The 18,402-nt window shown below is 62.9% G+C and carries 20 protein-coding genes; 6 read left to right on the top strand and 14 right to left on the bottom strand.

From position 1 onward, the window contains the following. Nucleotides 1–320: 320 nt before the first annotated feature. Nucleotides 321–1,139, bottom strand: coding sequence for a methyltransferase domain-containing protein (locus tag IVB32_RS42095; RefSeq protein WP_247366719.1), 819 nt, complete (start codon nucleotides 1,137–1,139; stop codon nucleotides 321–323). Nucleotides 1,140–1,730: 591 nt separating this feature from the next. Here IVB32_RS42095 and IVB32_RS42090 point away from each other — a divergent pair. Beyond that, nucleotides 1,731–2,951: a hypothetical protein gene (locus tag IVB32_RS42090; RefSeq protein WP_247366721.1), complete on the top strand. Its 1,221-nt coding sequence runs from the start codon at nucleotides 1,731–1,733 to the stop codon at nucleotides 2,949–2,951. 148 nt (nucleotides 2,952–3,099) lie between these two features. Here IVB32_RS42090 and IVB32_RS42085 read toward each other — a convergent pair whose 3' ends face one another. From IVB32_RS42085 to IVB32_RS42065, 5 genes are all read right to left on the bottom strand, one after another. Beyond that, nucleotides 3,100–3,804, bottom strand: a complete 705-nt coding sequence (locus IVB32_RS42085) for a GrlR family regulatory protein (RefSeq protein WP_018456325.1) — start codon at nucleotides 3,802–3,804, stop codon at nucleotides 3,100–3,102. A 399-nt stretch (nucleotides 3,805–4,203) separates the two neighbouring features. Next, the gene (locus tag IVB32_RS42080) at nucleotides 4,204–5,025 is read right to left on the bottom strand and encodes a tetratricopeptide repeat protein (RefSeq protein ID WP_018456324.1); all 822 of its coding nucleotides are present in this window, start codon (nucleotides 5,023–5,025) and stop codon (nucleotides 4,204–4,206) included. Nucleotides 5,026–5,057: 32 nt separating this feature from the next. After that, nucleotides 5,058–5,741, bottom strand: a complete 684-nt coding sequence (locus IVB32_RS42075) for a substrate-binding domain-containing protein (protein ID WP_026233140.1) — start codon at nucleotides 5,739–5,741, stop codon at nucleotides 5,058–5,060. A gap of 18 nt (nucleotides 5,742–5,759) precedes the next feature. Further along, a complete protein-coding gene (locus IVB32_RS42070; RefSeq protein WP_018456322.1) occupies nucleotides 5,760–6,461 on the bottom strand; it encodes a GrlR family regulatory protein in 702 nt (233 codons plus the stop codon). Nucleotides 6,462–6,655: 194 nt separating this feature from the next. Further along, a complete protein-coding gene (locus IVB32_RS42065; protein ID WP_018456321.1) occupies nucleotides 6,656–7,690 on the bottom strand; it encodes a glutamine synthetase beta-grasp domain-containing protein in 1,035 nt (344 codons plus the stop codon). A gap of 538 nt (nucleotides 7,691–8,228) precedes the next feature. On the opposite strand from IVB32_RS42065, the gene IVB32_RS42060 reads away from it, so the two are divergent. The 3 genes from IVB32_RS42060 to IVB32_RS42050 all read left to right on the top strand — a co-directional run bounded on the left by IVB32_RS42060 (nucleotide 8,229) and on the right by IVB32_RS42050 (nucleotide 10,065). Beyond that, nucleotides 8,229–8,432 (top strand): DUF2735 domain-containing protein, encoded by a 204-nt coding sequence (locus tag IVB32_RS42060; protein WP_007591835.1) that lies wholly within the window; start codon nucleotides 8,229–8,231, stop codon nucleotides 8,430–8,432. A gap of 168 nt (nucleotides 8,433–8,600) precedes the next feature. Continuing rightward, the gene (locus IVB32_RS42055; RefSeq protein ID WP_085352978.1) at nucleotides 8,601–9,344 is read left to right on the top strand and encodes a tyrosine-protein phosphatase; all 744 of its coding nucleotides are present in this window, start codon (nucleotides 8,601–8,603) and stop codon (nucleotides 9,342–9,344) included. Nucleotides 9,345–9,384: 40 nt separating this feature from the next. Further along, nucleotides 9,385–10,065 carry an SDR family oxidoreductase gene (locus IVB32_RS42050; RefSeq protein ID WP_026233139.1) on the top strand — a complete coding sequence of 227 codons (681 nt, stop codon included), beginning with the start codon at nucleotides 9,385–9,387 and terminating at the stop codon, nucleotides 10,063–10,065. On the opposite strand, the gene IVB32_RS42045 is transcribed toward IVB32_RS42050, so the two are convergent. After that, nucleotides 10,066–10,413, bottom strand: coding sequence for a GrlR family regulatory protein (locus tag IVB32_RS42045; RefSeq protein WP_018456317.1), 348 nt, complete (start codon nucleotides 10,411–10,413; stop codon nucleotides 10,066–10,068). A 143-nt stretch (nucleotides 10,414–10,556) separates the two neighbouring features. On the opposite strand from IVB32_RS42045, the gene IVB32_RS42040 reads away from it, so the two are divergent. Then, nucleotides 10,557–11,243: a DUF2161 family putative PD-(D/E)XK-type phosphodiesterase gene (locus IVB32_RS42040; protein ID WP_018456316.1), complete on the top strand. Its 687-nt coding sequence runs from the start codon at nucleotides 10,557–10,559 to the stop codon at nucleotides 11,241–11,243. A 95-nt stretch (nucleotides 11,244–11,338) separates the two neighbouring features. Beyond that, nucleotides 11,339–11,644, top strand: a complete 306-nt coding sequence (locus IVB32_RS42035; RefSeq protein ID WP_007591844.1) for a hypothetical protein — start codon at nucleotides 11,339–11,341, stop codon at nucleotides 11,642–11,644. 79 nt (nucleotides 11,645–11,723) lie between these two features. Here the strand turns inward: IVB32_RS42035 and IVB32_RS42030 are convergent, their stop codons facing one another. From IVB32_RS42030 to IVB32_RS42000, 7 genes are all read right to left on the bottom strand, one after another. Beyond that, nucleotides 11,724–12,353 (bottom strand): GNAT family N-acetyltransferase, encoded by a 630-nt coding sequence (locus IVB32_RS42030; protein WP_085352977.1) that lies wholly within the window; start codon nucleotides 12,351–12,353, stop codon nucleotides 11,724–11,726. A gap of 149 nt (nucleotides 12,354–12,502) precedes the next feature. Beyond that, entirely contained in the window at nucleotides 12,503–12,904 is a 402-nt protein-coding gene (locus tag IVB32_RS42025; RefSeq protein ID WP_085352975.1) for a PaaI family thioesterase, read from the bottom strand. Nucleotides 12,905–13,074: 170 nt separating this feature from the next. Next, nucleotides 13,075–14,277, bottom strand: coding sequence for a kynureninase (gene kynU / locus IVB32_RS42020; RefSeq protein WP_247368321.1), 1,203 nt, complete (start codon nucleotides 14,275–14,277; stop codon nucleotides 13,075–13,077). 8 nt (nucleotides 14,278–14,285) lie between these two features. Continuing rightward, a complete protein-coding gene (kynA, locus tag IVB32_RS42015) occupies nucleotides 14,286–15,125 on the bottom strand; it encodes a tryptophan 2,3-dioxygenase (protein ID WP_247413193.1) in 840 nt (279 codons plus the stop codon). Between the two features lie 33 nt (nucleotides 15,126–15,158). Beyond that, nucleotides 15,159–15,968: an alpha/beta hydrolase gene (locus IVB32_RS42010; RefSeq protein ID WP_247413192.1), complete on the bottom strand. Its 810-nt coding sequence runs from the start codon at nucleotides 15,966–15,968 to the stop codon at nucleotides 15,159–15,161. 215 nt (nucleotides 15,969–16,183) lie between these two features. Further along, complete coding sequence (locus IVB32_RS42005; RefSeq protein WP_247368327.1) at nucleotides 16,184–17,461, bottom strand: ArgE/DapE family deacylase; 1,278 nt, start codon at nucleotides 17,459–17,461, stop codon at nucleotides 16,184–16,186. A 54-nt stretch (nucleotides 17,462–17,515) separates the two neighbouring features. Further along, nucleotides 17,516–18,241 carry a pyridoxamine 5'-phosphate oxidase family protein gene (locus IVB32_RS42000; protein WP_247368329.1) on the bottom strand — a complete coding sequence of 242 codons (726 nt, stop codon included), beginning with the start codon at nucleotides 18,239–18,241 and terminating at the stop codon, nucleotides 17,516–17,518. Nucleotides 18,242–18,402 lie beyond the last annotated feature (161 nt).

Below are 18,402 nucleotides of genomic sequence, written 5' to 3'. Positions count from 1 at the left end.
GTAAACCTGGCTCGCTTCATCTGTCCGTCCTTCAGAAGGCCGGACTCTAACTTCAACTGGAGGAAATCGGCAGGGGCAGGTCACCCTCAGGACGGTGCATCGCTCGGAGGTCGACGACCGGATGGCATTCGGCTTTGAACTTTAGGAGCTGAAGCTTGGAGGAGTTCGATGGAGCGCTTGATCAGCGCGACCATCGCGGCAGGACTGATAAGTGCAAAAGTGCACAAAAGTTCCCGTGCAAACCGGCGGATCATCCACTCCCTCGGGGGCCGCGCGGCTAGGCCAGCGGTCCGCTAAGGGCCATGCCATCAGCGCACGTATCAAGCGGTTGCGGTGAGTAGGTGAGCTGCTATCGGGAACGATAACCCGCTACTACCCACGTATTTTCCCAACTCCAACTTGGTATCTTCGGCCAGGTGTTCGCGAGCCACCTCGCTTGCTTGCGATACATGACTGGCCAGTGGCGAACCCGCAAGATAGCTAGATACAAATCGTTCGACGGATGGAAACTCGATGGCACCGACCCTCCGTTGAACCGTGATATCCTGAAAGTTCGCAGCAGCGACAAGTCGGCTCAGCTCATCGGCATCGGCGAGTCCAAATGGAGCTCGCATGATTGTGGCCGCCGCTGGACCGATGTGGCGCTCCAGTATTTTGGCTAAAGATTCAAACCCGGGACTTTGATCGATGCCGCACCACACCATGAGGGCGAGCCTTCCCCTTGAAGATAGAACTCTGCGCATTTCGCGCAAAGCAGCTGGTCTGTCGGCGAAGAACTGGAGGCCGAGTTGGCAGTACGCAATATCAAACGCGCTGTCAGCGGACGGCAGTTTGTCTGCACTGGCCTCCTGCCATTGAACCGAGGCAGCGTCATCGGCCATCCCGAGCGATCGTGCCACGTTCAACATGCCAGGATTGAGATCGATGCCCGTCACGATCCCGGTAGGGCCCACCTTCACCGCCGCAAGGCGCGCCACTATTCCAGTGCCGCAAGCAATATCGACTACGCGTTCGCCCAGCTTCGGCCGAGCGAGGTCTATCAGGACGGGGGCCCATGGCCCAAACACAGCCGGGACCAACTCCCGTTCGTACACTTCGGGCGCACTACCAGCGACCTGCCACTGACCTTGCTGCTCCATCAGATGATGCCAAAAGGACGTTCGCTCCTGCGCTTATAGCTCAACACAGCGATGTCCGCCACGGGTGGTCAAAAGCGCGTCCGCTCCCTCAGCGAAGTGCAGGCTCTTTTCGAGCTTGACGGCGAAATAGTTGCGAGGGGCGGCGGTGCAATCACAACCCGATGGCATCGCTCCGCATCTTCGATCTGAAGTCGAAGATTTTCCAGTTCTGAGAGCCGGCAATAGAGTTCGTTGAGCCGAGAGGCCAGCTCAGCTTGAAAGTCCTGCATGATCGCCCCCATTACTCAAATTCGCTACCGAACCGCGAATTAAAGCAGCGGTCGTGCGCGGCTTCATTAAGGCATGTGAATCCCGTTGCGATCCCGATTAGTTCCGAGTATCGGAACCCGACCGTCCACTCCCTCAGGGGGAGCTCGATGCGTCGGAGTCCGCGGTGGGTCAATAGCGCCGGTTTCGGCCGTGGGCAGTTAGGGCGGGCGGTCTACCCTTAACTTCGGACATGAGCGGGCACCGCAAGCGCGATTGCGATGGGGCCACTTCCAGACTTCGCCGATGGGTATAGAATCATCGTCCACCCTGGAGAACGGCCAAGTGGCCCGAATAGAAACCTTCGTATGGATCGTAACGACCTTCATAATCATTTTAGCCACCGCTCCACTACGGGCTTTGGCAACACCGGAAGCGTCTGCATGCGGGTACCTCGCTAGTCAAATTGATAAGGCGCAGCCAGGGCCGTTGTTTTTGCCCAGCTATCCGACCGTGGAATCGGGGCCTCTCCATGGCGCCGCATACCTCTATGACAATGCGGTGGCCGTCATCGCGTTGGTCGGTTGCGGTGAGCGAGACAAAGCAAGTCGGATGGGCGCGGCGATCCTCTGGGCCGTCGATAATGACCGGACCTGGCATGATGGACGGCTCCGAAACGCTTACGCCGCGGGTGTGGTGGCGAATGGCTCCGCCAAACTTCCGGGTTGGTGGGACAATAATCGGAACGAATGGTTGGAGGATCGATATCAGGTGGGAAGCGATGTTGGTAACATGGCATGGGCCATGTTGGCGTTGCTGTCGATTGATGATGTGAACACCGGCTCCCCGTTTCGCGATGGTGCAGCGCGGCTTGGCGCTTGGGTCGCGCAATGGGCCGATACGCGCGGTACTGGCGGTTTCACGGGAGGTACGTTTGGGCACGAACCGACGCCGGAAGTGCGGACGTGGAAATCGACTGAACATAATACTGACCTCGCCGCCGCGTTTGGCCTTCTTGCGATCCGCACAGGCGATTCGCGCTGGCGCGATAAGGCAACGGTTGCCGAGTACTTTGTAAATACGATGTGGGATCCGGGGTGCGTCTGTTTCGCCGCAGGAACCGCTGAAGACGGTGTCACGCATAATCCGATTTTGGCTCTGGATGCCCAGATCTGGCCTTTAACAGCGCTTCACGGAGCGGCCGGGAAATTTGCATCGGCAATGACGACCGCCGAACAGCGAATGAGTGTCGGCGGAGGCTTTTCTTACGGTGAAGACCGAGACGGTGTGTGGACCGAAGGGACGAGCCAAATGGCTCTCTTGATGAAATTGCTCGGCAAGACGAAGAGGGCAGAATCGCTGATCGCTGTCATCGAATCCCAGAGGTCGCCCGATGGTGGGTTCTATGCCACGACTGTCCGCGCGTTACCGACGGGGTTCGTGTTGGACACCGACCCGACCAAGCCGCGAAACTATTTCCGATTGTCACATCTTGGCGCAGCTTCGTGGGCTGCCCTTGCGCAACGTGGGTTCAATCCCTTTACGATGACAAAAGGACTTCCCTAGCTGAGCCGCAGTGCTTCTCGTCTCGGCCGTTTCGATCTGTCTTGATTTCGATATGTCCGCTTGGGGGTCACCTGCCGACATTGCCGCGGCTCGGACGTCAGGCCTGTTGAGCCTCTCGAGCGGAGATCCCAGCTTTGAGTAACCTGCCCTACGCCCTTCGCATCAGCTTGAGCGAAGCCGCAAGCCGCAGGCTGCGCTTGCCGGCGAGCGCGATGCCTTCGAGCTCGCCGCTGTCCGCCGTGCAGGTACCGGAGAAGCCGATCCCGACCTCATAACCGCCGAACACGGGGTTCTCGCCTTTCGCCGGCGTGTGCTCCTGGTTGAGGATCTCGCCCTTCCAGCGGCCGTCAGCCGAGGAATAGGAGCCGAGATAGTAGAAGAACGCATCTCCGCCGAGGATGCGGCCGTCCATCAGCAGCATGACGCCGGAGAGCCCGGCATCGACACCGTCGAGCGCGCGCAGATGGATCGCATAGAGCCCGTTCACCACCCCGCCTGGACCGATCGTCCCCTGCGGCGGCAGCCCCTCGTCATCGAGCCGCGTGAGATTGGCCCAGAAACCGGCGCCCGGCATCGTGTCCGCGCTGCCCGCGAGACGGATCTGGTTGCCGACGAGTCGGCCGCGCGCGCCGATCGCGGCGACATCAGCCCCCATCAGCGGCTTGTAGTTGGGATCGTCGTTGTGCCGTTCGGTGATGACTTCGGCGATGATCTCGCCGTCGCGCTCGAAATAGCTTCCGAGATGCGCGAAGGCCGAATTTCCGCCCAGCAGCTTGCCATCATGCATGCACATGATGCTGCGGCCGAAGGCATCGTTGACGCCGTATTCAACCTTGTAGAGCCCGTCCAGCAACGCAAGTGACCCGCAAAATCATAAGGAAAGCACGCGCTACCTAGCACTGCCATCGCATCAAGACCATCGGGCTTTTTCGCGCAGGGCCATTCGCGAAGCCACGCCCTGCCATGATGCCATCATGCGCCTGTTTTGCCCGACGGCGCAAGCAATTTCGGCAATTCCGCATATGGCGATTTCACACCATTTGCAGGCCTGTGATTTCAACCACTTGGCTACTGTGCATGGGGTTGTTTTTCGAGTTTTTTTGTTTGGCCGGTCGCGAACGGTCCTTGCGCACTCACCAAAGCCGGCTTCGAACCCGCCGGCCGAGGTGCTACGGCATGATCCGGAAAAATGCGCAGCGGTTTCCCAAAAAGATCATGCTCACAAATAAATCTACAGCGCGTTCATCGGGCTTTAGAAGCACAGCGTGGTGACGAGCTTGCCCTGCTTGTCCTTGATCGCATAGGGACAGCGCAGCCGCTCCAGCGCCTGCTTGGCATCCTCGTCGCCGAGCGCTGCGGCGCGCTCGTAGTAGGATTTCGCGGCGTCCTTGTCCTTTGGCCCGCCGCGGCCCTCCTGCGCGAAGGCGCCCATCCGCTCCAGCGCGCCGGGATGGTTTTGCGCGGCAGCCTTTTCGAACAGCGCGCGCGCCGCGGCGTCGTCCTTCGCCCCGCCCGTGCCTTCGGAGAGCATCATGCCGAGCTGGTACTGCGCCTCCGCGTTGGTCTCGGCGGCCTTGCCCAGCAATGCGCGCGCCTGTGCGGGATCGGCCGGCGCGGCACCGCCGCTGCCGCCGAGCGCGGCGAGATTGCTGATGCCGCGGGGATTGCCGGCCTGCGCCGCCTTCTCGAACAATTTCCGCGCCTGCGCTTCGTCCCTGGCGACGCCGGAGCCGGTACCGTAGGCCACGCCGAGCTCGACCATCGCCGCACTCGATCCCTTGTCGGCAGCTTTGCGCCAGGCTGCCATCGCGTCCGCCGGTTGCCGGTTGGCCGCATAGGCGCGGCCGAGCGCGAACATCGCGCGCCGCGACGACGGCGCGGCCTGCTTGCAGAACTTGATGGCGGTCGCAACGTCGGAGGCCGCAATCTCGGTCGCGCCCCTGACGTCGGCCGGCTTGTCGGGATCGCTGGGATCGGCCGCGACCCGGTCGCACAGCACGAGGTCGGCCGATTGCCCATGCCCCGACAACGGCACCGCAAGCGTGAGAAGGATGGCAACGAGGAAAGTCCGCATGGACGCCAGGTTGCGTCGCAGTCTCGGCAAATTCAAGGCTCGAGTCCCGATTGGCGCAGCACGGGGACCACCTCGGGCGATGCCAGATAGCGCAGCAGCCGGTCAGCGGCGTCGGCGTTCTCGGCGTTTGTCATCCGACCGGCGGAGAACACGGCCGGCGTTTGCAGATCGTGCGGGATCGGGCCGACCACCTCGATGCCTTCGACCTGCTTCAGCTCGCTGATCTGCTGCACCGCGAGGTCGGCCTCGCCGCTCACGAGCCGCTCCGCGGTAAAGCCCTGCTCGACGATGGTGGCCTTGGCGTTGATCTCTTCCGCGATCCCCATCTGCGCGATCAACCGGGCGAAATAGACCCCGCTCGCCCCCAGTCGCGAATAGGCCACCGACCGCGCCGCGAGCAGCGTGTTGCGCAGTGCGGATGCCGTGGCGATGTCGGGATGTGCCTGCTCTGCCCGCACCGCGATGCCGACGAAGGAGCGCGCGAGATCGGCAGCGCTCTCGGCGATCACACGGCCCTCGCCGATCATCTCGTCGAGCCCTTCGCGGGTGAGGATGACGAGATCGGCGGCCTCGCCGTCGCGCAACCGTTTGAGCAGCGCCAGCGTCGGCGCGAAATCGGCATCGATGTGGACGCCGGTCGCGGTCTCGTACGCGGAGGAGAGGCTGCGCATCGCGCCCATCAGGCCGAGCGTCGAGAGCATGCGAATTGTTTCCATCAGCGATTCCCGTGACGATCAGGCGCGGTGCATCAGCTTGAGCGCGGCGGTCAGGCGCAGGCTGCGCTTGCCGGCGAGCGCCGTTGCCTCCAGCACCGCCTCTTCGGCATCATAGGTGCCGGAGAAGCCGATGCCGACCTCGTGGCCGCCGAAGATCGGATCGTCCTTGGCCGGCGTGTGCTCCTGATTGAGGATCTGGCCCTTCCAGCGCCCGTTGGCGGCGGTGTAGCTGCCGAGATAATAGAACGATGCATCGCCGCCGAGGATGCGGCCCTTGTTGAGCAGCATCACGCCGGTGAGACCGCCGTCGACGCCATCGAGCATGCGCAGATGCACCGAGTAGAGCCCGTCGGCGATACCGGCCTCGCCGACACCGCCGGCGATCGGCATCTCGTCTTCGGTGATCGGTGTCATCAACGACTGAAAGGGTACGCCGGGCAGCTCCTTGAGCTCGCCCTTGAAGCGATAGAGATCGCCGTCGGCCCAGCCCTTGGCAAGCAACGTCGCATCGTCCGTGCCCGCCATGGCGCGATAGTTCGGATCGGGGTTGTGGCGGACGGTGTTGATCACGACGTCGACGCCGGCTTCGGTCTTCACGTAGGTGCCGATATGGGCGAAGGCCGAATTGCCGCCGAGCATCTTGCCGTTGCCGGCATGCATCACGCTCCGGCCGACCCGGTCGCCGAGCTGAAATCTCACCTTGTAGAAGCCTTCAAACACCAGCCGTCCCCGGCCCTGCGCGCACCCAGACGCACTCTATCCCGCTTTCGGCGGCGATGGACAAGTTTCCGGCCATGAGGTCCGATGAGTCTCCGCAACGGCTGTCAGCAAAATGAAAAATCCGCCGAAGCCTTTCGGCTTCGGCGGATCGAAGTCCAACCGGGGCCAGCCCCCCAGCCCGGGCCGGGAGGATCTTAGGCGGCGGCCTTCTTGTCGGCCGGCACGGAGGCGATCGTCTTCAGGATCTGCGAAGCGATCTGGTATGGGTCGCCCTGCGAATTCGGACGACGGTCTTCCAGATAGCCCTTGTAACCATTGTTGACGAAGGAGTGCGGCACGCGGATCGAAGCACCGCGATCGGCAATGCCGTAGCTGAACTTGTTCCAGGGCGCGGTCTCGTGCTTGCCGGTCAGACGCTTGTCGTTGTCCGGGCCGTAGACGGCGATGTGGTCCATCAGGTTCTTGTCGAAGGCCGCCATCAGCGCCTCGAAGTACTCCTTGCCGCCGACCGTACGCATGTACTCGGTCGAGAAGTTGGCGTGCATGCCGGAGCCGTTCCAGTCGGTGTCGCCGAGCGGCTTGCAGTGGAACTCGATGTCGATGCCGTACTTCTCGGTCAGGCGCAGCATCAGGTAGCGGGCCATCCACATTTCGTCAGCGGCCTTCTTGGAGCCCTTGCCGAAGATCTGGAATTCCCACTGGCCCTTCGCGACTTCCGCGTTGATGCCTTCATGGTTGATGCCGGCAGCCAGGCAGAGGTCGAGATGCTCTTCGACGATCTTACGGGCGACGTCGCCGACGTTCGAGAAGCCGACGCCGGTGTAGTACGGACCTTGGGGCGCCGGATACCCCGAGGCCGGGAAGCCGAGCGGACGGCCGTCCTTATAGAAGAAGTATTCCTGCTCGAAACCGAACCAGGCGCCGGAATCGTCAAGGATGGTGGCGCGCTTGTTGGTCGGGTGCGGGGTCTTGCCGTCGGGCATCATGACTTCGCACATCACGAGCACGCCGTTGGTGCGGGCGCCATCCGGGAACACCGCGACCGGCTTCAGCACGCAATCGGAGCTGTGGCCTTCAGCCTGCTGGGTGGAGGAGCCATCGAAGCCCCAGAGCGGAAGCTGCTCGAGCGTCGGGAACGACGCGAATTCCTTGATCTGAGTTTTGCCGCGCAAGTTCGGAGTCGGCGTATATCCGTCGAGCCAGATGTACTCGAGCTTATACTTGGTCATTGAGCCTCTCTGTAGATGATGCGAAAGGTGGGGGCCGCAGGCCCCCGCACGATTGTTTACCCGGCCAACATCGGCCGACCCTTTCCAAGCATTTAACGTGCCAAAAGGCCGCAGCGCGGGAGGTTTTCCACCGCCGCCGGCCCCCTCTTCCCTCCCGGCGGATCGGCCAGTGCGCCGTGCGTCATAGCGGCGCACCTTTGCGTGAAGCTGCATCGCAAAAATCCCGCGGAAATCGCCCGATTTTGAAGCAGGCCGGCCCGGGTCTAAGGTTGCCGGCTAAACGCGCATCAACGTCGGGCAATATTCGCCAAGACTGCGACCGTCGCCCGCAACCTTCGCAACGGCCCACGCGTTAGCCACCCGAGCGCTGCCTTAGAGGAAGCAGAATGCAGTCTGCCTACAAAATAGGCCAAGGGTGATTTCCTTTTCAGCACTTTGCATTTCGGAATGCACGGCCGATATGGGGATTCCAGTAACCACAAGCCAACGAGTCGGGCGCACCATGGAGGCCAGCGCTGCGATCTCGGGAGATACCGCAATGATGAACAATGGACTGAGTCACGGATCTGCACAGATCTACCAATTCCCTGTCGGGGGCCGCTCGGCTCTCGGGGGGCGCCGCAACGGTGAGACCCGCCTTCCCGCCAACCACGCCTCGCTCCCCGTGAACGAGACGATTTGCAGCGGAAGCTGGTACCATCAGGAAGCAGTCGATGAAGCCAAGCCGAAATGGGATCGCTGATGCCTGCGTTCGGTTCAATACCGCCGCGGTCTCTCGATGCCCGGCGTCAGTTCGAAAAAGGGTCGAAACAACGGTGTTTCGGCCCTTTTTGATTCCGGACCTGATTGCGGGATCATATGGTCGCACAGGCGTTCACCGACCGCTTCAGATGCGTGACAAGACACCTCCATGAAAGACTCCCCTACCCGCCATCTCGCCCTGCAAGGCGCCAGCAATTTTCGCGACCTCGGCGGCTATCCGACCGCAGATGGCCGTATCACGCGATGGCGGCAGATCTTCCGCTCCAACCATCTCGGCCAGCTCACTGCTGCCGATATCGAGATCGTCCGCGCGTTGGGCGTGCGCAGCGCCTTCGATTTTCGTGGCGTCGAGGAACGCGCGGCGGGTGTCTGCGTGGTCAACGAGATCGCCGTGCATTCGCTGCCGATCGAGCCGACAGTCGTGGCTGCGCTGCGCGCCGAGCTCGGCAGGGGCAGGTTGACCGCGCCGGTCGCGCTCGAACTCATGCGCGAATCCTATCGCAACTATGTACGCCACAACACGGCCAGTTTCCGCAACCTGTTCGGGCATCTCCTGGAGGACCGCGCGCCGCTCGTGATCCACTGCACCGCCGGCAAGGACCGCACCGGCTTTGCCAGCGCGCTGATCCTGCATGCGCTCGGCGTATCTGATGACGTCATTGCCGAGGATTATCTGCTGACCAACCAGCACTACAAGCGCGACGCATCAAACGTCTCCGATCTTCCCGCCGATGTTCTCGACGCGATCGGCAACGTCGAGGCCTCGTATCTTGCGGCTGCTTTCGAGGCCGTCGGTAGCGAGTATGGCGATCTCGAAACCTACTTGCGCGACGGTCTCGAGCTCGGCACACCGGAGCGGATCGCACTAAAGGCGCGCTATCTGCAATCGTAGGCGGCCGTAAATCTTAAGCGGCCGTGCCGGGAGAACAATGATGCAAGGCAAGGTTCTGATCGTGACCGGCGCACTCGGCGCGCTCGGCAAGGTGGTCGCCGAGACCGCGCTGGCACGCGGCGCGCGCGTGGCCGGCATCGACCATGCGCCATCGCAAATCTCCGCGATGCCTGAGCGCATCGAGATCGGCGGCGTCGATCTGTCCGACGCAGCACAAGCAAAGACGGCGGTCGAGGCAGCGGCGAGACACTTTGGCGGGCTCGACGTGTTGGTCAACATCGCCGGTGGCTTCGCCTTCGAGACCGTCGGCGACGGCGACGTCAAGACATGGCAGCGCATGCATGCGCTCAACGTGCTGACGGCACTCAACGCCTCGCAGGCGGCCCTGCCGCATCTGGCCGCGTCCAAGGCCGGCCGCATCGTCAATATCGGGGCCATGGGCGCGCTTCAGGCCGGCTCCGGCATGGGCCCCTATGCGGCGTCGAAAGCCGGCGTCCACCGGCTCACCGAGGCGCTGGCGAGCGAGTGGAAAGGCAAGGTGACCGTGAACGCGGTGCTGCCCTCGATCATCGACACCAAGGCCAACCGCGCCGACATGCCGAAGGCCGACTTCGCCAAATGGGTGACACCGCAGGAACTCGCCGAAGTCATTCTGTTCCTCGCCAGCGATGCCGCCAGCGGCGTCACCGGCGCGCTGATCCCGGTTGGCGGGCGGGTGTAATCAATCCGGCACCAAGAGCCGGAGATTGCCTCTGAAACGGATGCTCTGCTTGCCGGCGAGCGCGATGCCCTCGCCGTACGCGGTCTCGCCATTGTAAGTGCCACTGAAGCCGATGGTCACGACCTTGCGGCCCCACACCGGGCGCTCGTCGAACGAGGGGGAATGCTCCTCGTTGGTCAGCTCGCCCTTCCACTTGCCGTTGGCCGAGGTGTAGCTGCCGTAGGCGAAGAAGAATGAGTCCCCGCCCCGCATGGTGCCGTCGCGCATCACCATGACGCCTTGGTTGCCGCCCTGGACGGCATCCAGCATTTCGATGCGGATATGATAGAGCCCATTCCTGATGGTCATCTTCGTGAAGCGCCCGATTGTCCCACCCGCAGGATAGCCGGATCATCTGTTCCCGATCAAATGGCGCAGAGCTCTAAGTCCATTCCGGGGCTAAACTGACGCAGACTGATTCTCCGATCGAACGTGACATTCGGAAGCTTCCTTTGGAAACCACGCTCTATCTGCCTGTCAAACGCTTCCTCGAAGAGCTCGGCTTCACGGTCAAGGGCGAGATCGGCGGCTGCGATCTCGTGGGCCTCAGCGCCGGCGATCCTCCGGTGGTGGTGATCGGCGAGCTCAAGCTGACCTTCAATCTCGAGCTGATCCTTCAGGCGGTCGATCGTGCACCGGCCGGCGACGAGGTCTGGATTGCGGCAAAGATGTCAGCGCGCGGCAAGGGACGCGAGACCGACGCACGCTATCGCAATCTCTGTCGCCGCCTCGGCTTCGGCATGCTCGGGGTGACCGACCGCGGTCAGGTCGAGGTGCTGGTGAAGCCGCCGACGGCAGCCCCACGCCGGGAGCCGAAGGTCCGTTCGCGCCTAGTCGCAGAGCATCAGCGCCGCCAGGGCGATCCGGCGCTGGGCGGCAGCACGCGCGCGCCGATCATGACGGCCTATCGGCAGCAGGCACTGGCCTGCGCCTCGGAGCTCGCGGCAGGCCCGCGGCGGGTGAGCGAATTGCGCCGGCGCTGTCCCGATGCCGGCAAGATCATGCTTAACAATGTGTATGGCTGGTTCGAACGCACCGAGCGGGGAATCTACGGGCTGACGGAAGCTGGCCAGGCGGCGCTGAAACGCTGGCCACAACAGCGGGTTGCGGATGTTGCCGGTCTCCCGTCACTACCCTGACACCCAACCGGTGCATAGCTGAGATGCCACACCGATTTCATATTGCAATGCAACATAGACGGCACTAGGTATCCCGGCATCGAAACGAGGCCGTTATGAACGCAGACTGGAATACCAAATATGGCACGCGGCGCGTGCGCCACGATCCCCCGACCTTAGACGAGGCGATCTTCGCCGCCGTCGGCATCACCGATGATCAGGAGCAGCAGGCCGAGATCGCCGCAGCCTTGATGGGCATGCCGCTCGATGTCGTCCAGGCCGAGGTCAAGAAGCAGGTTCGCACCAACAGCCGCATCACCTCGACCCGCGTGATCGCCGGCGAACAGGGTGCGCAGCGCTCGGTGGTGGTCGAACGCCGTGTCGTGCGCCGCTTCGGCAACGACAAGCGCACCGGCACCTGACGGCCTAGTCCCTACATACAATACAAAAGCGGACCGGTTTTGCCGGTCCGCTTTTTTGATTCCAATCGGATTTTTCAGGTCAGGCGGCGCGATTGCCGTAGATGCTGGAGATGATCTTCCAGCAGGTCGAGTTGAAGCTGATAAGAGCGCGGCCGGCCCTGAATGGCGAGGCCGCGAGATCAGCGAGTTCGTCCTCAGGCGCCTTGGCGAGATCGATCGTGCCGGTCGATTCGCCATGACGGAATTGCAGATGCGCCCCGAACTTCCTGGCGAGCGCGCGCATCGGGTGATTCTCGGCGCCGGTGGTGATGCGCAGGCGCTTGTAGCCTTTCCAGCGCGCTTCCGCGATCAGGCGGCTGAACAGCACGGTGCCGACGTTCTGGCGCCGCGCCGAAGCTTCCACGCTGAAGGCGACCTCGGGCAGCGAATCGCCCTCGGGCGGATGCAGCTCGGCCGCACCGCGGACCACGCCATCGACGATATAGGCGACAATAACGGTGCCGTCCTCGGCACAGCGGGCGGCGTAACGCTCGATAAAACTGTCGTCGAGAAAACCGTTGAAGCGGTCGTGCCGGCTTTCGGCATCGAGCCTCAGCAGGTGATCGCGCAAAAGCGGCAATTCTTCCTGCTGGCTCAAGGTCCGCACGTAGCCCTGAACGGACTTCGGGCGGTTGGTTACTTCAAGTCCAAAATCTGCTGCGAGTGACAAGTCAAAACTCCTCTTGGTGTCCCTCGAGGAGGCGTTCGAATCCCTAGGCCTCCAATATTGTGCATCGCAACAAACTTTTCAAGACCGGAACCTGCCCAAGTTTCGGGCACGGGGGCCACTAATTCGTTAATGGAATCAAGCCCCCGTATTCACACGAGGACCAGCTGGGTCTGCGTCACCACGGCAACCAGCTTGCCGTCCTCGGTCTCCAGCCGGGTGGTCCAGACCTGGGTCCGCCGGCCTCTGTGGACTGGGGTGGCGGTCGCGATCACCGTTGTTCCCTCCTTGGCCCCGCCGATGAAATTGGTCTTGCTCTCGAGCGTGGTTGTGCCCTTGGCGTCCTCCGGCAGATTGATCACGGTGGCCGCTGCGCCGACGGAATCTGCCAGCGCCATCACGGCGCCACCGTGGATGGTGTGATGAAGCGTGCAGAGATCAGGCCTGACCGTCATCCGCGCCACCACGCGATCTTTCCCGGCCTCGACGAACTCGACGCCCTTGAGTTCGGCAAACGGCATCTTCATTGCTTTAATTTTCTCGAGCGGCGTCATCGGATCTCCTCCCAAATCATTCTGCTCACAGGGTGAATTGCTCTTCGCGGCAAAGCAATGACGTCGAGGTCGTCATTGCGAGCGCAGCGAAGCAATCCAGAATTTTTCTGCGGATACATTTCTGGATTGCTTCGCTGCGCTCGCAATGACGGGGAGACAGCGTTCGCACCTCACGTCACCGCATTCACCACCTGATACTCCGGCCGCCGCCAAATTTCGCCCGCGATCACCTCCTCGATAAACTCGGCTGCCCGCACGATCTCGCCCTCGCCGATATACAGCGGCGTGATGCCAAACCTCATGATGTCAGGCGCGCGGAAATCGCCGATCACGCCACGGGCGATGAGGGCTTGCATCGCGGCATAGCCGCCGTCGAAGGCGAAGGAGACCTGAGAGCCGCGGCGCTGATGCGTGCGCGGCGTAACAAGCTTCAAGGACGGACAGCGGCGTTCGACCTCGGCAATCAGGAGATCGCCGAGGGCCAGCGAGCGGGCTCGGACCTCGGCGATATCGACGCGGTCCCAGATGTCGAGCGAAGCTTCCAATGCCGCCATTGCCAGCACCGGCGGCGTTCCCACGCGCATGCGCTCAACGCCACCTGCGGCCGCATAGGCAAGCTCGAACGCGAACGGCTTTGCATGCCCCATCCAACCCGACAAAGCGGCGCGCACGCTGTCGGCGTGGCGCGGCGCAACGTAGAGGAAGGCCGGCGCGCCGGGGCCGGCGTTGATGTATTTGTAGGTGCATCCAGCGGCGAAATCCGCGCCGGTGCCTGCAAGGTCAACTGGCAGCGCGCCGGCCGAATGCGCGAGGTCCCAGACCGTGACGATGCCGAGCGCATGCGCTCTTGCAGTCAGCTTCGCCATGTCGTGGCGCCGTCCGGTGCGGTAATCGACCTCGGTGATGTAGAGCACCGCGATCTCCTCCGACAACGAAGCCTCGATCTCCTCCGGCGCCACCAGGCGCAATTGATGGCCACGGCCAAGGGTCGCGATCAGGCCTTCGGCCATGTAGAGGTCGGTCGGAAAGTTGCCGGTGTCCGATAGAACGACCTTGCGCGACGCGTTCATGTCGAGCGCGGCGGCGAGCGCCTGATAGACCTTGAGCGACAGCGTATCTCCGACCATGACGGAGCCGGCTTCCGCACCGATCAGGCGCGCGATGCGATCGCCGACATGGCGCGGCTGGGCATACCAGCCAGCCGTATTCCAGGCGCGGATCAAGTCATCGCCCCACTCGGCGGTGATGACGCGGCTGACGCGCTCGGCAACGCCAAGCGGCAACGCGCCGAGCGAATTGCCGTCGAGATAGATCACACCGTCCGGCATATGGAACAGCGCTTTGGTGTCGTCGTAGACGCGAAGCTTGGTCATGGAATTCTCTACAGGATCGTGCGCACGCGCCAGAGTTCCGGAAACAGCTCGACCTCCAGCATGCGTTTGAGGTAGCTGACGCCGCCAGTGCCACCGGTGCCGCGCTTGAAGCCGATGACGCGCTCGACCGTCGTCACATGGTTGAAGCGCCAGCGCCGGAAATAGTCCTCGAAATCGACCAGCTTCTCGGCGAGCTCGTAGAGCATCCAGTGCGTTTCCGGCGCCTCGTAGACGATACGCCAAGCCTGCAGCACACCTTCATTGAAGCTATGACTCTCGCGAACATCGCGCGCCAGCACGGCCGCAGGCATCTTGAGCCCGTTGCGGTCGGCGAGCCGCAGCACCTCGTCATAGAGGCTTGGCGTTGCGAGCTCGGCTTCGAGCAGCTGCGTTGTTTCCAGATCGTGCGCGTGCGGCTTGAGCATGGCGTGGTTGCGGTTGCCGAGCAGGAATTCGATCTGCCGGTATTGCCGCGACTGGAAGCCTGAAGACTGGCCAAGCTGCGAGCGGAAGCGCGTATACTCGCTGGGCGTCATGGTGCGCAGCACGTCCCAGGCGCCGTTGAGCTGCTCGAAGATGCGCGACATCCGTGCCAGCATCTTCATTGCAGGCTGCACCTCATCCTTCGCGATCGAACGGCGTGCGGCGCTGAGCTCGTGGATGGCGAGCCGCATCCACAGCTCGGTGGTCTGATGCTGGATGATGAACAGCATCTCGTCATGGGCTTCCGACAGGGGATGCTGCGCGCCGAGGATCGCGTCCAGCGCCAGATAGTGTCCATAGGACATGCGCCGGGCGAAATCGGTCTCAGCGCCTTCGCTTGCGGGATCGTATTGGCTGGACGTCATGGCAGGCCCTTTCGATCGATCTTCAAGGCCTCGTCAGTCGAGGCCGATCAGGCGCGCGGTGATGGGCGACGACGGGTCCTTGAGGGCGTCGATCACGGTGAAATGGTTCAGCCCGGGATCGACGACAAGACGCGTCGGCAAATCGAAACCAGTCCAGACATTGGCCATCAGATCGGACTGGCGGATGAATTCGGGCCGCTCGTTGCCACCGACCCAGGCGGTCACCGGCGAAGGCCCGCGCGGCAGATGCAGCGCCGCGCTTTCCAGCGTGGCCTCCTCCATCGTCATGCGCAGGGTGTTGTTCATCCTGGTTTTGAGCAGCGGACGCAGATCATGCAGGCCGCTGATGGACAGCGTCCCGGCGATGCGGTTGAAGACGGCGGGCTCCAGCCGGCTGTCGTCGCACAGCATGCGCGTAACGAGATGCCCGCCCGCGGAATGGCCGGCGAGCCGGATCGGGCCCGCGACCAGCGCGGCCGCCTTGGCGATCGCTGTGGTGATTTCCCCAGTAATGTCGGAGATGCGCGCGGCCGGCGTCAGCGTGTAGCTTGGCAGTGCCACCGTCCAGCCGTGATGCCGCGCGCCTTCGGCGAGATCAGTCCATGCCGATTTGTCGAAGCGCATCCAGTAGCCGCCGTGGACGAAGACGACGAGGCCCTTGCTGTCGCCGTCGGGCAAGATCAGGTCGAGGCGCTGGCGCTCGCCGGGGCCATAGGCGATGTCGGCGCGAAACTCCTTCAGTCCGGCGCGATAAGCCGCCGCGCGCTCCGCCCACAGCGCCGGTATCTTGTCCGAGCCCGGGATATGGGCCGAATTGGCGTAGGCGTCATCCCAATCGCGCATCGTGCCTTCCTCGGACTGTCCTGCGGACCGGGCCTTAGTCTGCCACCGGCGCGGCCGCCATCCTAGTCTTTATTTTAAGCTTAAAGGATTTTGGGACGCGGGTGGATTGGGCAGCCCCCGTCATTGCCAGCGCAGCGAAGCAATCCAGTCTGCCTCCGCGGTGGCAGTCTGGATTGCTTCGTCGCAAGGGCTCCTCGCATGACGGGGGAAGGCCCCTACCCCTGCTCCACCCCGCACCAATCCGCGATGAACAGCGCCAATGCCTTGGTCGTCTTTTTCAGCGAGTCCAGATCGACATATTCATTGAAGCCGTGCATCTCGCCGCCACTCGCGCCGAAGCACAGGCTCGGGATGCCGTGATTGAGGCCGTAGAAGCGGGTGTCGGTGAGCGCGGTGAAGACGAGGTCTTCGATTTGGCCGCCATAGACGGTGCTGAAAGCCTTGCCGAACGCCGCCTCAGGCGCGGTGGCATTGGTCAGCTCATAGCCTTCCGACAAAAAGCCCGACCATTCGATCTCCGGCGGATTGTTGGCGAGGAAGCGGTGGTTGCGTGCGGCGGCGGCGACACACGCAAGAATCTCCTTCTGGTGATCGGCGATCGACCAGCCCGGCAACACGGCAATCCGGCAATCGACGTCGCACCAGGCCGGCACGCTGGAGGCCCAGTCGCCGCCCTTGATGATGCCGGGGTTGAAGTTGATGGGATGGTTCAGCGTCTTGAAGTGACGATCGGCTTTCGCGCGCTCGTTCCACTCGATCTCGAGTTTTTGCAGCGCCTGGATCAAATGATAGGCCGCCATGATTGCATTCGCGCCGGAGCCGGCGAAGGCGACATGGGTCGGATGGCCCTTCACGCGCAGGCGGAACCAGATCACGCCCACCTGCGAGCGCACCATCTTGCCGCCGGTCGGCTCAGGAATGAAGCAGGCATCCGCACGATAGCCTCGTTGAAGCGTCGAGAGCGCCCCGACGCCGGTGCTCTCCTCCTCGATCACAGACTGGAAGTGAATCCGCGCCGTCGGCCTCAGGCCCGCGGCCCTGATCGCATCGAGCGCGGAGAGCGCTGCGATGGTGCCCGACTTCATGTCGCAGGCACCGCGACCGAACATCTTGCCGTCCTTGATGACGGGCGAGAACGGCGGGGTGTCCCACAATTCCAGCGGCCCCGCGGGCACCACGTCGCAATGGCCCTGGAGGATCAGCGATTTGCCCGCCTCGGTTTTGGGCCGGTACGTGCCGACCACAGTGCGGGCCTTCGAAAAATCGTGCTCGATGGGCCCGAAGCCGCGCAGATCCTTGAGGTCGTCGACATTGATGTGCCAGTCGTCGACCTCGTATCCGCGCGCGCGCAGGAGGTCGCCGATCATGTCCTGGCATGGCCCCTCCGCACCGCGCGTCGAGGGGATCGCGACGAGATCGCGTGTGGTCGCGAGCTGGGCTTCGAAGCCGGCATCGACGGCGTCAAGAATCCTCTGCTGCGTTTCGGCATTCATCCGGCAACTCCAATCGGGCATTGAGATCATCGATGGAGCGCAAGCTAACCGATTTCAGCCGTTCCGGTACTCTGCAAAATAGGCATCCCGCAATGCATCTTCGAGCAGCCGGCCCTCCGAATAGCCATTCAGTGTCGCCGGCCGGCGCACGCCGTCGAGCAGCCGCGGGCAAGGCTCCGGCGCGCCGAGCACCGTGCGCACCGGGATGCGCTCGGCATAGATCGGCAATTCATAGTCCTCGTCGTCGTCGGCGACACCCTTGGCCCGGATTTTCGCGGAGGCCTCCTCGATCTCCATCGCGATAAAGGAGGTCGCCTTGATCTCCTGGGTGTTGCTCGCCCGCAGGCTCGCGGTGCGATCGGGGAAGAAGCGGTCGACCATCGCGATGACCGCGCGCTCTTTCTCGTCGGGATCGGTGACGAGATAGGCGGTGCCGAATGCCATCACGGCGCGGTAGTCGGCCGAGTGATTGAATCCGCAGCGCGCCAGCACCAGGCTGTCGAGATGGGCGACCGTCAGGCACACGCGCTCGCCCCTGGTCTGGTTGCGCAGCATGCGGCTGGCGCTTGAGCCGTGCCAGTACAGCTTCGTCCCTTCGCGCCAGAAGAAGGTCGGCGTGCAATAGGGCTGGCCGTCGATCGCGTAGGAGACGTGGCAGAGCATCGAGGAATCCAGGATGCGATGAACGGTGTCGTGATCGTAGAAGCCGCGGTCATGACGGCGCTTCACCTGGTTGCGCGTGGATATCGGATAGGAATTCTGGTTCTCGGTCTGGCTCACGGCCGCTCCTGTCGGATTTGAACAATGCCAGAACAGTTGTAGGCGCGGATTTGGTCTGCGATAGTGCCAATTCCATGCGAAAAATTCCGACCAATTCTGTCCCCTCGCCGGCCAAAGCCGAGCTGCCGCTCGACCTCGCAGGCCCGCACATCACGGCTGGC

Origin of the sequence: Bradyrhizobium sp. 23, assembly GCF_023073295.1 — a bacterium.
In the GTDB taxonomy this organism is placed as follows: Bacteria; Pseudomonadota; Alphaproteobacteria; order Rhizobiales; family Xanthobacteraceae; genus Bradyrhizobium; species Bradyrhizobium canariense_D.
This window is presented reverse-complemented; position numbering and strand designations above follow the sequence as displayed.